We start from the raw sequence: 14,357 nt of genomic DNA on the forward strand, positions 1-14,357 counted from the left end.
ATATCAAAGCAGGACGCTCTGAGAGCGCTCTCAGAACGGTTCCCGGCCAACGTCGAACGGAGAAGGAGCATGCTGCGCACACTCAAACACCGGTTCGCGGCTGCGGGGTTGAGCATCGCCACGGTGCTCGGCGGCTCGCTGCTCGCCACCGGTGTGTCGTCCCCCGCCCAGGCCGCGGTCCCCGACACCGTCCCCCTGAGGATCACCAACAACTCGGGCCGCGGCGAGCAGGTGTACGTGTACAACCTCGGCACCCAGCTGTCGACCGGCCGGCAGGGCTGGGCCGACGCGAACGGCACGTTCCATCCCTGGCCCGCGGGCGGTAATCCGCCGACCCCCGCGCCCGACGCGGCGATACCCGGTCCGGCGCCGGGGCAGTCCGCGGCCATCCGCATCCCGAAGTTCTCCGGCCGCATCTACTTCTCCTACGGCCAGAAGCTGGTGTTCAGGCTGACCACCGGCGGCCTGGTGCAGCCCGCCGTGCAGAACCCGGCGGACCCCAACCGCAACATCCTGTTCAACTGGTCGGAGTACACGCTGAACGACTCCGGCCTGTGGCTCAACAGCACACAGGTCGACATGTTCTCGGCGCCCTACTCGGTGGGAGTGCAGCGCGCCGACGGCAGCACGGCGAGCACCGGCCGGCTCAGGCCCGGCGGCTACAACGGGTTCTTCAACGCGCTCCGGGGGCAGCCCGGAGGCTGGGCCGGCCTGATCCAGACCCGCTCCGACGGCACCGTGCTGCGCGCGCTGTCGCCGCTGTACGGAGTGGAGACCGGCGCCCTGCCCGCGTCGGTCATGGACGACTACGTCAACCGCGTCTGGCGGAAGTACGCCACCACGACCCTGACGGTCACGCCCTTCGCCGACCAGCCGGGCGTCAAGTACTACGGCCGGGTCTCCGGTGACGTCATGAACTTCACCAACGGCGCGGGCGCCGTCGTCACCAGCTTCCAGAAGCCGGACGCCTCCTCCGTCTTCGGCTGTCACAGGAGGCTGGACGCGCCGAACGACCAGGTGCGCGGCCCCATCTCACGCACCCTGTGCGCCGGATTCAACCGCTCCACGCTCCTGGTCAACCCGAATCAACCCGACTCCGGCGCGGCCGACTTCTACCGGGACGCCGTCACCAACCACTACGCCCGGGCGGTCCACGCGCAGATGGCCGACGGGAAGGCCTACGCCTTCGCCTTCGACGACGTGGGCCACCACGAGTCGCTCGTCCACGACGGAAACCCGCGCCAGGCCCACCTCACGCTCGACCCCTTCAGCTGACCCCCCCGATCCGCCTGATCCCCCGCCCGGTCGACGGTTCCGAAAAGCGATGACCATTTGCCTAAAGGTATTAGGTGGATGCATAATCGTCTTCGTCTACAGGGAGGACGGTTGTGGCACGCGCAGGACTGACCGCGGAACGCCTGACCCGGGCGGGGGCCGATCTCGCCGACGAGGTGGGGTTCGAGCAGGTGACCGTCTCGGAGCTCGCCAGACGCTTCGACGTCAAGGTGGCCAGCCTGTACTCCCACGTGAAGAACTCGCAGGACCTCAGGACCAGGATCGCGCTGCTCGCCCTGGAGGAACTCGCGGACCGGGCCGCCGACGCGCTGGCCGGGCGGGCCGGCAAGGACGCGCTGGCCGCCCTCGCCAACGTGTACCGGGACTACGCCAGGGAGCACCCCGGCCGCTACGCCGCAACCCGGTTCCGGCTCGCCCCGGAGGCGGCCGCGGCCAGCGCGGGCGTGCGGCACGCCCAGATGACGCGGGCGGTCCTGCGCGGCTACGACCTGGGCGAGCCGGACCGGACGCACGCGGTACGGCTGCTGGGCAGCGTCTTCCACGGCTACATCAGTCTCGAGGCGGGAGGCGGGTTCAGTCACAGCGCCCCCGACTCGCAGGAGACCTGGTCGCGCGTCCTCGACGCCCTCGACGCCCTGTTGCGCAACTGGCCCGCCCCCTGACGGCAGACCCGCCCCGGACACCTCCGGGGCCCGACCGGGCACCCCGCTCCGAACCACAGACAGGCCGGCCCATGCGCGACCACGAGCACACCTGGATCACCACCCCCGTCACCCCCGGCATCCTGCGCGGCGCCCTCGAGCTGGAGCACACCGCGCACGGGGTCCTGCCGCACCGGCTGCCCGCCCGGGCCCGCGCCCAGTGTGCCGACGGGCAGCTCGCGATGGCCGAGTCCCAGCCCTCCGGCGTGAGGCTCGTCTTCCGCACCCGGGCGACCGCCGTCGAACTGGACACGCTGCCCACCAAGCGGGTCTACGCGGGGGCCCCGCCACGCCCGGACGGCGTGTACGACCTGCTCGTCGACGGCCGCCCCGCGGGCCGGGGGACCGTGGCCGGCGGCAACACACTGTTCATCGACATGAGCAGCGGAACGTTCGACGCCCGGCCCGGCCCCGTGGGCACCCTCCGCTTCACCCGCCTGCCCGGGCACGACAAGACCGTCGAGATCTGGCTGCCGCACGACGAGACCACCGAACTCGTCGCGCTGCGCACCGACGCGCCCGTCGAGCCCGCACCCGAGCCGGAGCGCGCCGTGTGGCTGCACCACGGCAGTTCCATCAGCCACGGGTCCGGCGCGGAGAGCCCCACCACCACCTGGCCCGCGCTCGCCGCGGCCCTGGGCGGCGTGGAACCGGTCAACCTGGGACTGGGCGGCAGCGCCCTGCTCGACCCGTTCACGGCGCGGGCCATGCGCGACACGCCCGCCGACCTGATCAGCGTCAAGATCGGCATCAACCTCGTCAACACCGACCTGATGCGGCTGCGCGCCTTCACCCCGGCCGTCCACGGCTTCCTCGACACCCTCCGCGAGGGCCACCCCACCACCCCGCTGCTGGTCGTCTCGCCCCTGCTGTGCCCCATCCACGAGGACACGCCCGGTCCGAGCCTCCCCGACCCCGGCAGCCTCGCCGAGGGCAGGCTCCGGTTCCGGGCCGCGGGCGATCCGGCCGGGCGGGCCGACGGCAAGCTGACGCTCACCACCGTCCGGGACGAGCTGCGCCGGATCGTGACACAGCGGGCCGCCGACGACCCGAACCTGCACCACCTCGACGGCCGGGCCCTCTACGGCGAGGCGGACTTCGCCGAGCTGCCCCTGCCCGACGGCATCCACCCCGACGCGGCCACCCACCGGCGCATCGGCGAGCGCTTCGCCGCCCTGGCCTTCGCGAACGGCGGCCCGCTCTCCCCGCCGTCCGCCGTGTGACCTCTCCCACCTGCCCTTGTCGAAGCGGAGAAGGCGTACCCAAGTTCGACGGCATGTCCCCCCGTGACCCGTCACCGACCGTTTTCTCCGTCGACCTGAGCGCCCATGAGATGCTCCGCCGGACCCACGTCCTGGCCGCACTCGGCCCCGACTGGGATCCCGTGGCGGCGCTGCGCGGCGAGGAGGAGGCCCACCGGCTGCTGTACTCGGGCCTCGACGCGGAGCAGCAGCGCATCTACGACGAGCTGGTCTCGGCCGGTGTGCTTCCGGGAGACGGGGACGGCCGTGCTGCCCCTTGACCCGCACGCCGGGACCGGGGGCCGGGCCTGGGTGGCGTGCCCGAACTGCGACGACCGCCGCGGGTGTGCCACGTGCGAGCAGGGGCGCACCTGCTCCGGGCACTGGCGCTACCTGCTCTCCCACACGGGCAGCCTGCTCCACCTGCAGTGCCCGTCGTGCACCCACGTCTGGTCGCACGAGACGGGCTTCGGCGCCACCCGGGGACCGGGCCCGGCCCACCGGATCGGTCCCGGGGGAACACCGGACGGCTCCCCGGGGCCGTAGCGCGGCCCTGTGCGGGTCGCTCCGGCCCGGCGACCGCGCCGGCAGGCCCGGGGTGCCTCGTCGTGCCGACGGCGTGCACGGCCCCGTCGGCCGCCGCCCGGCCGGAGGTCACCGCTTGCGCGCCACCCCGCCGAACATGGCGACGTCCTCGACCGGCCCGGCACCACCGGGACCGGGGCGCCAGCGGTTGCAGGAGACCACACCGGGCTCGAGGAGTTCGAGCCCGTCGAAGAACGCGGCCACGGCCTCGGGACTGCGCTGGGTCAGCCGCGGGGTGCCGTGTTCGTTCCAGAAGGCCACCGCGGCGTCGACGTCGGGCATGCCGGGCCGCGTGACGGTGTGGGACAGCACCAGGTGACTGCCCGCCGGCAGGGCGTCCATCAGGCGCCGCACGATCCCGTACGCCTCTTCGTCGTCCTCGATGAAGATCACCACGCCGAGCAGGATCAGGGCCACGGGCCGGCGGAGGTCCAGGGACTGCCCGGCCCGCTCCAGGACGGTGTCGACATCGCGCAGGTCCTCGTCCAGGTAGGCCGTGTGGCCCTCGGGCGAGCCGGAGAGCAGGTCCGCGGCGTGGGCGAGGACGGTCGGGTCGTTGTCGACGTAGACGACGCGGGACTCGGGGGCGAACCGCTGGGCGACCTCGTGGGTGTTGTCGGCGCTGGGCAGGCCGGTGCCGATGTCGAGGAACTGCCGTATGCCGCACTCGGCCGCCAGGTGCCCGACCGCACGGCCGAGGAACCCCCGGTCCGCGCGGGCGTACTCACCGATGCCGGGGTGCAGGGCGCGGATCTGCTCCCCCACCCTCCGGTCGACCTCGTAGTTGTCCTTGCCGCCCAGCCAGTAGTTCCAGATGCGCGCCGTGTGCGGCTGGTCGGTCCTGATCCTGTCGGCCGGTCCGGTGGTACCAGGGGTGTCGGACATGCGATGCGCTCCCGTTCGGACAGTGGGTTGCCAACCGGCAACCTACCGACCGGAATTGACCGCGGCGACTCCCCGCGCGCCCCCCGGTGCCGTGGCGGCCGGTCCGCCGGGGACGTGCGGCGGCCCCGCTTCCCGGCGGCCCCGGTCGCGCTCCCGGCCACCGGAGGCGATCACCGGGCCGGCGGCGACCCGGGCGGACGGGAGGGACGGAAGTCCGGCATGTGATAACCCGGGCCCGGGAGGTTACCCGGTGTCCGACCCGAAACCGTCGAGCCAGGACCGGGAGAAGTACTCATGTCCCGCACCACGAGCGCACGCGAAGTGGTGGACGCCGTCAAGGACGCCCACTTCCCCGCGGGCAAGGACGAACTGATCCGCGCGGCCCGCGAGGCCGGCGCCTCGGACGAGGCCGTCGCGGCGCTCCGCGGCATTCCGCCCGAGAGCTACGCCAACCGTGAGGAGGTGGCCCGGTCGGTGCGCGTGGACCCCGCCTCCGACCTCGGGACGTCTCCCGCGCAGCGCGCCGAGCAGGCGCGTGCGGGTGGCAAGCAGGGGCAGTCGCAGCACCTGCGCGACGTGCCGAAGCCGCCGATCGAGGAGGAACTGGACCGCTGAGGACGGCCCGGCGAGGAGGACGCGCCGGGCGGGGCCGCCGATCCGGTCGGCGAGCCCCGCCCCTTTCGGCGCGCCGGGGCGGGGATCAGGAGTAGAGCGCCTCGATCTCCTTGGCGTACGCCTCCTGCGCCGCGCGCCGCTTGACCTTGAGCGAGGGGGTCAGCAGTCCGTTGTCCTCGGTGAACTCGCCTTCGAGGAGGCTGAAGGCGCGGATGGACTCGGCGCGGGAGACGGCCTGGTTGGCGTAGTCGACGGCCTTCTGGACGTCGGCGCGCATCCGCGGGTCGCGCACGATGTCGGACATCGGGGTGTCGGCGGGCATCCCGCGGACCGCCAGCCAGTGGGCGACCGTCTCGGGGTCCAGGGTGATCAGCGCGGCGACGAAGGGGCGGTTGTCACCGACGACGAGGCACTGGCCGACGGGCGGGCGGCTGCGCAGGCGGTCCTCCAGGACGGCCGGGGAGACGTTCTTGCCGCCGGTCGTGACGAGGATGTCCTTCTTGCGGCCGGTGATGGTGAGGTAGCCGTCCTGGTCGAGGGAGCCGAGGTCTCCGGTGGAGAACCAGCCGTCGCCGAGCACCTCGTCCGTGGCGGCCGGGTCGTTCCAGTAGCCCCCGAAGACGATGCCGCCCCTGATCCGGACCTCGCCGTCGGCGGCGATGCGGACCGCGGTGCCCGGGACCGGAAGGCCGACCGTGCCGGGGCGCGGGCCCAGCGGCGGGACGATGGTGGCGGCGGCGGTGGTCTCGGTCAGGCCGTAGCCCTCGTAGACCATGACCCCGGCCGCGTAGAAGAAGAGGTTGAGGTCGCGCTCCAGGGGCGAGCCGCCGCTGATGGCGTAGCGCAGGCGCCCGCCGAGTTCCTTGCGCACGCGGCGGTAGACCAGCAGGTCGTAGAGGGCCCAGGCGGCGTACAGGCCGGGGCCGGGGCCCTTGCCGCGGCCCAGGAACCGGTTCAGGTGGGCCTCGCCGAAGCGGACGGCGACGCGGTGGGCGCGCTCGAAGGAGGAGCCGCGGCCGATCTTCTCGGCGGTGGCGCGGCCGGTGTCGTGGATCTTCTCGAAGAGGTACGGGACGCCCACGACGAAGGTCGGACGGAACGCCTTCAGCGCGGGGCGGAGCTCGTCGGGCTTGATGCTCGGGCAGTGGCCGGTCTCGATGCGCGCCATCAGGCAGGAGATCTGCAGGGTGCGGCCGAGGATGTGGGCGAGCGGGAGGAAGAGCAGCGTGGAGGCGGCCTGGCCGGTGACCTCCTTGAAGACGGGGTGCAGCAGTTCGACGGTGTTGGCCGCCTCGGCGTGCAGGTTGCCGTGGGTGAGGACGCAGCCCTTGGGGCGTCCGGTGGTGCCGGAGGTGTAGCAGAGGGTGGCGGTCGTGTCGGGGGTCAGGGCGCCGCGGCGCCGGGCGACCTCCTCGTCGGGGACGTCCCGGCCGAGCGCGGTGAGGTCGGCGAGGGCGTCCGCGTCCAGTTCCCAGACGCGCGGGGGAGCGGAGTGGGCGGCGGTGGCGGCGGTGACGGTGGCGGTGTTGTCCGGGGTCTCGGTGACGACGTACCGGGCGCCGGAGTCACGGACGATCCACTCCACCTGGTCCGCGGAGGAGGTGGGGTACACCGGGACGCTCTGGCCGCCGGCGGACCAGATCGCGAAGTCCAGGACGGTCCACTCGTAACGGGTGCGGGACATCACGGCCACCCGCTCGCCCGGCGCGAGACCGGCGGCGATCAGCCCCTTGGCCACGGCGGTGACCTCCCGGGCGAAGGCCGCCGCCGTGACCGGCTGCCAACGGCCCTGCCGCTCCCGGCGCAGGACGACCGCGTCCGGCGCCTCGGCGGCGTTGGTGAAGGGGATGTCGGCCGTGCTGCCGCTGGTGGGCCGTGGGACGAGGGCCGCCGCCCGGGCCTCGCGGACGACGCCGTGCTCGTCCCCGGTGATCTCGACCCGGGTGCGGCGCGCCAGGCCGGTGCGTCGTTTCGCTCGTTTCAGGTCCTTGCGTACGCCCATGACGGCTCCCGGTCGCGGCTGATGCTGTCGTGCTGGTGCTGCCCGCCCACTTACTTACTCAGGAGTCAACTTACCCGCGCGTAAGGATCAGTCAATGGGCCGGTCCGGTTCAGGCCGTCCGCCGTGCGGATCGCCTCGGCCAGACCGCGGACGTCCTCGTCCCCGGTCCCGTCCGCCAGTGCGGCGGCGCGCCCGGAGAGCTCGCCGAGCCCGGGGGCGCCGGGCAGGGCGCTGTGGCGGTGGGCCGACGCGCCGGAGGAGCGCAGGGCGTCGGCGAAGTAGGCGGCGGTCGCGGTGAGGGCCAGGCCGCGGTCCGCGGTCCACACGGAGTCGCCGAGGTCGCCGGTCTCCAGGTCCCCGGTCTCCTCGTGGGGTGCGCGGGTGTCGGGGTCGAGCCAGCGGACGGTGACCGTGGCCAGGTGACCGCCGGCGCCGGGGGCGGTCCCCCGCCCGGGCGAAGCCGGGAGTGGGGGAGGGTGCGCACCGCGTACAGGGCGGTGACGGTGTGGCCGGGGCCGACTTCGCCGCCGTCGACGCGGTCGTCGCGGAAGTCGTCGTCGGCGACGCGGCGGTTGTCGTAGCCGACGAGGCGGAACTCGGCGACCGTGGCCGGGTCGAAGGCGACCTGCGCCTTGGCGTCACGGGCGGTCAGTTCGACGGCACGGGGCAGCTGTTCGCAGAAGACCTCGCGGGCGTCCTCCTCGTCGGACACGTACACCGTGTGGCCGTCGCCCCTGTCGGCGAGGCGCTCCATGAGGGCGTCGCCGTAGTCGCTGCCGACACCGACACCGAAGAGGGTGACGCCGTGCTCGCGACGGGAGCCGGAGATGCGTTCGAGGATCGCGCCGGCGTCGGTCTCCCCGGTGTTGGCGAGGGCGTCGGAGACGAGGACGACCCGGTTGGTGGCGCCCTCGCGCAGCCCCTCGACGGCGGTCTCGTACCCGGTCTCGACCCCGGCGCCCAGGTTGGTGGACTGTTCCGGCTCCAGGCCGGCGACGGCGTCGTGGATCTCGTCGCGGTTGCCGCCGAGCCGGGTCATCGGCAGGACGGTCTCCGCCTCGTCGCTGAAGGTGACGAGGGCGACCGAGTCGTCGTCGCGCAGCCGGTCCGTCATCACGGCGAGGGATTCCCGGGCGAGGTCGAGGCGCCCCGGCTCGGCCATCGAGCCCGAGACGTCGACGACGAACGTGAGGGCGGCGGGCGGGCGTTCGCCGCCCGGCTCCGCGGACCGGGTGGCCAGGCCCACGCGGACCAGGCTCCAGTCGTCCTCGTCGGTGCGGGCGCCGTCCACGGTGACGGTGAAGCCGTCCCCGCCGGGACGTTCGTAGTCCTGCCGGAAGCTGTTGACGAACTCCTCGGGACGGACGGTCGCCGGGTCGGGCAGCCGCCCCTCGGCGAGCGTGCGGCGCGCGTAGCCGTAGGAGGCGGTGTCGACGTCGAGGGCGAAGGCGGACAGGTGGTCGTCGGGGCCGGGAGCGGCCTCGCGGAAGTCCTGCTCGCCCTCGCGCCGTTCACCGCCGTCCGGTTCGCCCCGGTGGGGGGCGGGCGGCGGGACCGGGCCGTTCCCCCCGCGGTCGTACGAACCGTCACTCGCCTTGCCGCTGCTGTCGTCCGCCCCGCCGCATCCGGTGAGCAGCAGGCCGCTCGCCGCGGTGAGCGCCAGCAGTGCTCCGCCCAGCCGCCGTGTCCCGTGCCGCCTCGTCGTCCTCATCGCCCGTCCCCCTCGGTCCGTCGGCGTCGGTTTCTGCGACTGTGACGCCGGAGCGGGCCGGAGCGTGCGACACGGAGCGTCACAGGTGCGTCTCGAAGAGGGCACGGCGAAGGCCCACCGGGAACGGCCGTGCGGAAGACGCGGGCGCCGTTCGGGGAGCGGTCGTGCCGGTCGCGTCATGACGGGGCGCCTTCCCGGGGGGAGTGCGTGTGCGGACGGCACGGCGGAGCCGCGCGGGGGTATTCCGGCAGGCGCCCCGCCTCCCCGGGACCGGGCCTGCCCGCACACTCCCCGACGGGCGGGACGCGTAGCGTCCGGCCGTATGGAACCACTGGCTCACCCGCAGCCCGCCCCCGGCCCCCGGCGCCGGGCCCGTGACCTCGGCATCGTCATCGGGCACGCCGCCACCGGGCCCCTCGACGCGATCACCGACGTGCCGGGCGTCCGCGTCGGGCACACCACCGTCCGTCGCCGGCCCGACGTGCACAGCGGGGTCACCGCCGTCGTGCCCGATGCCGTCGGCCCCCGCACACCACTGCCCGCCGGGGTGTTCACCGGCAACGGCTACGGCAAACTCGTCGGCACGACCCAGCTCACCGAACTCGGCACGCTGGAGACCCCGGTCCTGCTCACCTCCACCCTGTCGGCCTTCCGCGTCGCCGACGCCCTGGTCGGCTGGATGCTCCGGCGGCCCGGCTGCGAGGAGGTGCGGAGCCTCAACCCCGTGGTGGGGGAGTGCAACGACGGCTTCCTGTCCGACATCCGCGCACGGCCCGTCCACGAGGAGCACGTCCGGGCCGCCCTCGACACGGCGTCCGGCGGACCGGTGGCCGAGGGCTGCGTCGGCGCGGGAACAGGCACGGTCGCCCTGGGCTTCAAGGCCGGCATCGGGACCGCCTCGCGCACCCCGGACCTGGGAGGCCGGCGCTTCACGGCGGGCGTCCTGGTGCAGGCGAACTTCGGCGGCACACTGCGGGTGCTCGGCCGCACCGTCACACCGCGGTCCGTGGGCCTGGACACCGGCGCTCCGGCACCGGTCGCGGAGACCGGTTCCTGCATGATCGTGGTGGCCACGGACGCCCCCCTCGACGCCCGGCAGCTCACCCGCGTCGCGCGGCGTGCGGTGTTCGCCCTGGCCCGCACGGGCGCGGCCTACAGCCACGGCAGCGGCGACTACGCCGTGGCGTTCGGCACGCGACCGGGCGCCGGCGCGCCCGTGGCGGACGCCGAACTGGGGCCGCTGTTCGAAGCGGTCCTCGACGGGGTGGAGGAGGCGGTGCTCAACTCCCTGCTCGCCGCGACGACGACCACCGGCTTCGGCGGCCGGACCGTGCCGGCGCTCCCGGCGGACCGGCTGCTCGCCGCCCTCACGGCCCCCGCGGCACCACCGGCGCGCTGACGGCGGACAGCGGGGCGGCGGGCAGCAGAGGCGCAGGGCCGGGCGTCCGGCCACGGAACCGACGGTTCACGATCCGGCCCCCGCGGCGGACGGCCCCAGCGAGAGCGTGCCGTCGGACCCGAGGACCGGATGCACCCCGGCGCTGACGCGGTCGAGGGTCGCGTGCATCCAGGCGGCGTCCCGGTACGGGGCGGGCTCCAGCCGCATGCGCCGGGAACGCAGGGGCACCATGCGCAGACCGAGCAGCCGGCCGGTGTCCGCCGCCACCGTGACGAAGTAGGCGAGACGGAGGTCGTCGCGGTACTCCTCGTGACCGCCGATGCCCTCGTAGTCGTCGACGAAGTCGCCGCAGCCGTACAGGACCAGCCTCTGCCGGTGCACCTCGACGGGGCGGGGGTGGTGCGAGGAGTGCCCGTGGACGAGGTCGACGCCGCCGCCCACCAGGGCGTGCGCGAAACGGGTCTGCTCCCGGGGGACGCGGTACCCCCAGTTGGAACCCCAGTGCACGGACACGACCACGATGTCGCCCGCACGTTTCACCCGCCGTACGCGCCGCACCACCGCGTCGGCCGTGGTGGCCGACAGGTCGGGAAGACGGGCGACGCCGGGGAGGGCGGTCGCCGCCGCCCAGTCGGGCGGGATGCCGCTGGAGCTCGTCCCGAGGGCGAGGACGAGGACACGGCCGCCGGTCCTGACGGGGACGGCCACCGGCGCGTACGCCTCGTCGGCGCTCCGGCCGGCGCCCGCCACCCGCAGGCCCGCGCGGTCGAGGGTGTCCAGCGTCTCCTCCAGACCCGCCCGGCCGAAGTCCAGCACGTGGTTGTTGGCCAGGACGCAGACGTGGGGCCGGGCCACCGTGAGGGCGGACACGTTGGCCGGATGCATGCGGTAGTGGACCGCCTTGCCGGGCGCGAACGCGTCACTGCGCGTGACGGACGTCTCGAGATTGATGATCCGGACGTCCGGGCCGGCCGCCTCCAGCAGCCGGAGCGCCTCACCCCACGGCCAGGACGGGGGCACGGGGGCCGGGATCGGGCCGTTGGCCGACTCGGCCATGCGCACATAGGACCGGGCGTCCGTGACGTAGCCCTCCCGCAGCGCGGGATCGCCGGGCCGGGCAAGGATCTGATCGACACCGCGCCCGAGCATCACATCGCCGCACAGGAACAGCGTGACCACGTCGCCGCTGGTCATACTCCCACGGTAGGAGCTTCCGCCCGCCGCGGCTCGGAGCGCCCGGTCCGCTCGGTGCCGGCCCCCGGCGGATGGACCGGCCCCGGGAGGGGGAGTGAGCAGTCGGTACGGCCGGACGACGGAGGGGGAGACCCATGGGGACGGTCCTGCTGGTGGTGCTGGCGGCGGGGGTGGCCGCGGTCGTGGTCACCCGCCTGGTGCGCGCCGGGCGGATCGAGGCCCGGGCCGAACGGGCACGGCTCGCCCGGGAAGCCGGGAGGGAGGCACGCCGGTCGCTGGACGCGGTCTGGGAGATGGACGACCGCCGGTTCGAGGAGTACGTCGCCGAGCTGTGCCGCCGGGACGGCTGCACCGACGTGCGGCGCGTCGGCGGCGCCGGCGACCTCGGGGCCGATGTGACCGGCCGCCTGCCCGACGGCCGTCGCTTCGTCATCCAGTGCAAGCGCTACGCCAAGCACCGCACCGTCGGCAGCCGTGACCTCCAGACGTTCAACGGCACCGCCCGTGCCGAGCACGGCGCCGACACGCCGGTCTTCGTCGCGTCCTGCGTCTTCACCAAGCCGGCCCGCGACTTCGCGGCCCGCCACCGGCTGTGCCTGATCGACGTCGACCTGCTCGGCTTCTGGAACAGCGGCACCCCCCTGACCTCGTTCCTGGACCTGGACATCGGCCGCTCCGGCACGAACCGCAGGCTCCGCCCGGACCGCGACTGAGGGGAACGCCGCCGCGCCGCCCGCCGAGCACGCCCCCGTACCGGAACGGCCTCCTCGACCGGCGCCCGTCACGAACCCGACGGGGCCGGCGCCCGCCCGGGGCGCCGACCCCTCCCGCCCCGCCGTCGTGGGCCGGTCAGGACGCCTTCGCCCGCGCGGTCAGCCACGTCCGGGCCGGGCGGCAGTCCAGCCGGCCGTCCACGACGCGGCACCAGGTCTGGTAGCCGTGGGAGTGGAGGCGCTCGCCGAGCCAGTGGTGGCCGTCGGCGTGCTGACGGGGTGCGGGAGTGCGGGCGACGAAGTTCGAGGCGTCGTCGGTGCTCCCCGTGCCGTCGTACCGGGCGACCCGGGGGTACGGGTACACCGGACGGGTGCGGGTCACGGTGCCGTCCGTGACCTCGGCGGCGACGATCCCGCCCGGCTCGGTGGCGCTCTCCGTCCAGGCCATGACCGGGGTCAGGACGTCGAAGGTGCTGGGGCCCTCCCCGCCGCTGCAGTGCGCCACTCCCGGGAACAGGTACAGCTTGGCGAACCGGTCGACGGCGCCGGCTCCCACCGTCCCGCGCAGCGCGTCGTAGTAGGCCAGCGTGCCCCGCGGCGAGATGTGCTGGTCGTTCCAGCCGTGCCACAGCAGCAGTTTGCCGCCGCTGTCGCGGAAGGCGCCGAGGTCCGGATCCATCGCGGAGAGGTAGCCGGAGGACTGGACCGTCTTCCAGAAGGACTCGGCGGTGAACTCGAGGTCGGAGAGCTGGAAGTCCGGGTTCGGGGCGTTGGTGTGGGCGAGGTGGCGCGCGAAGGACGTCACGAAGTTCTCGCCGGCCACCGTCTGCCCCCGGGTGCGCGGGACGAAGAGCGTCCACTCCAGCTCCGAGCCCCACTCGTGGGAGACCGCGACCTCCAGCCTGCGGCCCCTGGCGTCGGTGGCGCCGTCGTGGAGGCGTTGGACCACCGCGCCCTCCGCCCGCGTCAGGCACGTCGACCGGTCCTGGCCGGATGCGCACACCAAGGTCGACGGGTCGAAGTCGCAGCGCCGCGGATCGTCGAGCAGACCGTCCGTCAGGCCGTCCAGCGCGTCGCAGGTGTCGTGCACGGCCCGGTGGATCAGCGGCAGTCTGTCGGCGAGGAGGATGTGGTCGCCGTTGTCGTCCTTGTTCGTGAGGACGTTCCAGGCGTGGTGGAAGGTGTTCTGGACGACCAGGTTGTTCGCGGGCGCGGCCGCCGGCCGGCCTACGGTTGCCGGGCCTGACCCGCCGGGGTCGAGGGAGCACCGGAGCCCGCTGACCGGCCGGGCGGGAGGACGGTGTCCCGTGTGGTCGCCGTGCGGCGTCTCACCAGATCAGGCACCAGTAGTTGCCGTGGTGGCCGATACCGATCCGGCTGTTCCGCGGGACGAGGTCAGGGTCCGGCCGGCCCACGGCCGCCATCGAGCAGGCGGGGTCGCCGACCCTGTCGGCGGTGGCCATGCGCCGGGCGGCGGCTACCGCGACCGCAGAGGTGTACCACGTGGTGGTCACCGTTGTGCGGCCCTCGGCTTTCGGCGTCGGCGCCGGTTTCCGGGTGGGGGAAGCCGGTGCGGGGGTCGGTGCCGGTTTCCGGGTGGGCGAAATCGGTGCGGGGGTCGGTGTCGGCTTCTGAGCGGGTGCAGCCGGTGTGGGGGTCGGTGCCGGTTTCCGGGTGGGTGACGTCGGTGCGGGGGTCGGTCTCGCTTCCTGGACGGGTGATGACGGCACGGGTGCCGGTGGCGTGAGCAACGGCGGTGCGGGCGTCGACGGCCTCGGCCGCGGCGTCGGTGTCCGCGGAGTCACGGTCGGCCGGGGCGGTGCCGAGGGCTTGGTCACTGCGGACCGTGTCGGCGTCGCCCTCGGAGTCGCCTTCGGAGTGCGTCCGGCCGACGCGTCGGCCGTCGGCGGGCGAGGCGCCGGCCGCTGGCTCGGCGGTACTGGTCGAAGAGGACGTGTCGTCGTCGGTTCGGGTGGTGCCGGCTGGCGGGGGCGTGTCGTCGTCGGTTCGGGTGG

12 protein-coding genes and 2 pseudogenes are annotated in these 14,357 nt (G+C 74.0%); 8 read left to right on the forward strand and 6 right to left on the reverse strand.

Annotated features, from left to right (window positions below; all coding sequences use genetic code 11):
• The first annotated feature begins 69 nt into the window (after positions 1-69).
• From GL259_RS35885 to GL259_RS39155, 5 genes are all read left to right on the forward strand, one after another.
• Entirely contained in the window at positions 70-1,275 is a 1,206-nt protein-coding gene (locus tag GL259_RS35885; RefSeq protein ID WP_159537781.1) for a glycoside hydrolase family 64 protein, read from the forward strand.
• A 113-nt stretch (positions 1,276-1,388) separates the two neighbouring features.
• On the forward strand, positions 1,389-1,958 hold the full coding sequence (locus GL259_RS35890; RefSeq protein WP_159537783.1) for a TetR/AcrR family transcriptional regulator: 570 nt from the start codon (positions 1,389-1,391) through the stop codon (positions 1,956-1,958).
• A 71-nt stretch (positions 1,959-2,029) separates the two neighbouring features.
• Positions 2,030-3,220, forward strand: coding sequence for a GDSL-type esterase/lipase family protein (locus GL259_RS35895; protein ID WP_159537785.1), 1,191 nt, complete (start codon positions 2,030-2,032; stop codon positions 3,218-3,220).
• A gap of 53 nt (positions 3,221-3,273) precedes the next feature.
• On the forward strand, positions 3,274-3,519 hold the full coding sequence (locus GL259_RS35900; RefSeq protein WP_159537786.1) for a DUF6400 family protein: 246 nt from the start codon (positions 3,274-3,276) through the stop codon (positions 3,517-3,519).
• Positions 3,506-3,784 (forward strand): hypothetical protein, encoded by a 279-nt coding sequence (locus GL259_RS39155; RefSeq protein ID WP_243762490.1) that lies wholly within the window; start codon positions 3,506-3,508, stop codon positions 3,782-3,784. Before GL259_RS35900 ends, GL259_RS39155 begins: the two co-directional genes overlap by 14 nt.
• 108 nt (positions 3,785-3,892) lie before the next feature.
• On the opposite strand, the gene GL259_RS35905 is transcribed toward GL259_RS39155, so the two are convergent.
• Positions 3,893-4,708, reverse strand: coding sequence for an SAM-dependent methyltransferase (locus GL259_RS35905; protein ID WP_159537788.1), 816 nt, complete (start codon positions 4,706-4,708; stop codon positions 3,893-3,895).
• A gap of 294 nt (positions 4,709-5,002) precedes the next feature.
• Between GL259_RS35905 and GL259_RS35910 the strand changes: the two genes are divergently transcribed.
• A complete protein-coding gene (locus tag GL259_RS35910) occupies positions 5,003-5,323 on the forward strand; it encodes a DUF2795 domain-containing protein (RefSeq protein ID WP_159537790.1) in 321 nt (106 codons plus the stop codon).
• 85 nt (positions 5,324-5,408) lie between these two features.
• Here GL259_RS35910 and GL259_RS35915 read toward each other — a convergent pair whose 3' ends face one another.
• Together GL259_RS35915 and GL259_RS35920 are read right to left on the reverse strand one after the other, a co-directional pair.
• On the reverse strand, positions 5,409-7,325 hold the full coding sequence (locus GL259_RS35915; protein ID WP_159537792.1) for an AMP-dependent synthetase/ligase: 1,917 nt from the start codon (positions 7,323-7,325) through the stop codon (positions 5,409-5,411).
• Positions 7,326-7,390: 65 nt separating this feature from the next.
• Positions 7,391-9,036, reverse strand: a pseudogene (locus tag GL259_RS35920) (von Willebrand factor type A domain-containing protein).
• 322 nt (positions 9,037-9,358) lie between these two features.
• Here GL259_RS35920 and GL259_RS35925 point away from each other — a divergent pair.
• Positions 9,359-10,435, forward strand: a complete 1,077-nt coding sequence (locus GL259_RS35925) for a P1 family peptidase (RefSeq protein ID WP_159537794.1) — start codon at positions 9,359-9,361, stop codon at positions 10,433-10,435.
• Positions 10,436-10,501: 66 nt separating this feature from the next.
• On the opposite strand, the gene GL259_RS35930 is transcribed toward GL259_RS35925, so the two are convergent.
• On the reverse strand, positions 10,502-11,629 hold the full coding sequence (locus GL259_RS35930) for a CapA family protein (protein ID WP_159537796.1): 1,128 nt from the start codon (positions 11,627-11,629) through the stop codon (positions 10,502-10,504).
• 134 nt (positions 11,630-11,763) lie between these two features.
• On the opposite strand from GL259_RS35930, the gene GL259_RS35935 reads away from it, so the two are divergent.
• The gene (locus GL259_RS35935) at positions 11,764-12,342 is read left to right on the forward strand and encodes a restriction endonuclease (protein WP_159537798.1); all 579 of its coding nucleotides are present in this window, start codon (positions 11,764-11,766) and stop codon (positions 12,340-12,342) included.
• Between the two features lie 136 nt (positions 12,343-12,478).
• Here the strand turns inward: GL259_RS35935 and GL259_RS35940 are convergent.
• Together GL259_RS35940 and GL259_RS35945 are read right to left on the reverse strand one after the other, a co-directional pair.
• Positions 12,479-13,549: pseudogene (locus tag GL259_RS35940) on the reverse strand (tannase/feruloyl esterase family alpha/beta hydrolase); the annotation flags it as partial.
• Positions 13,550-13,670: 121 nt separating this feature from the next.
• Positions 13,671-13,856: a hypothetical protein gene (locus tag GL259_RS35945; RefSeq protein ID WP_159537800.1), complete on the reverse strand. Its 186-nt coding sequence runs from the start codon at positions 13,854-13,856 to the stop codon at positions 13,671-13,673.
• Positions 13,857-14,357: the final 501 nt, after the last annotated feature.

The sequence above is a fragment of the Streptomyces sp. Tu 3180 genome, from assembly GCF_009852415.1.
In the GTDB taxonomy this organism is placed as follows: domain Bacteria; phylum Actinomycetota; class Actinomycetes; order Streptomycetales; family Streptomycetaceae; genus Streptomyces.

What these genes read in the sequence shown, in the direction of transcription:
- GL259_RS35885 (WP_159537781.1), top strand. Translation starts at nt 70, where the DNA reads ATGCTGCGCACACTCAAACACCGGTTCGCGGCTGCGGGGTTGAGCATC.
- GL259_RS35900 (WP_159537786.1), top strand. Translation starts at nt 3,274, where the DNA reads ATGTCCCCCCGTGACCCGTCACCGACCGTTTTCTCCGTCGACCTGAGC.
- GL259_RS35925 (WP_159537794.1), top strand. Translation starts at nt 9,359, where the DNA reads ATGGAACCACTGGCTCACCCGCAGCCCGCCCCCGGCCCCCGGCGCCGG.
- GL259_RS35905 (WP_159537788.1), bottom strand. Translation starts at nt 4,708, where the DNA reads ATGTCCGACACCCCTGGTACCACCGGACCGGCCGACAGGATCAGGACC.
- GL259_RS35930 (WP_159537796.1), bottom strand. Translation starts at nt 11,629, where the DNA reads ATGACCAGCGGCGACGTGGTCACGCTGTTCCTGTGCGGCGATGTGATG.
- GL259_RS35895 (WP_159537785.1), top strand. Translation starts at nt 2,030, where the DNA reads ATGCGCGACCACGAGCACACCTGGATCACCACCCCCGTCACCCCCGGC.
- GL259_RS35935 (WP_159537798.1), top strand. Translation starts at nt 11,764, where the DNA reads ATGGGGACGGTCCTGCTGGTGGTGCTGGCGGCGGGGGTGGCCGCGGTC.
- GL259_RS35915 (WP_159537792.1), bottom strand. Translation starts at nt 7,325, where the DNA reads ATGGGCGTACGCAAGGACCTGAAACGAGCGAAACGACGCACCGGCCTG.
- GL259_RS35910 (WP_159537790.1), top strand. Translation starts at nt 5,003, where the DNA reads ATGTCCCGCACCACGAGCGCACGCGAAGTGGTGGACGCCGTCAAGGAC.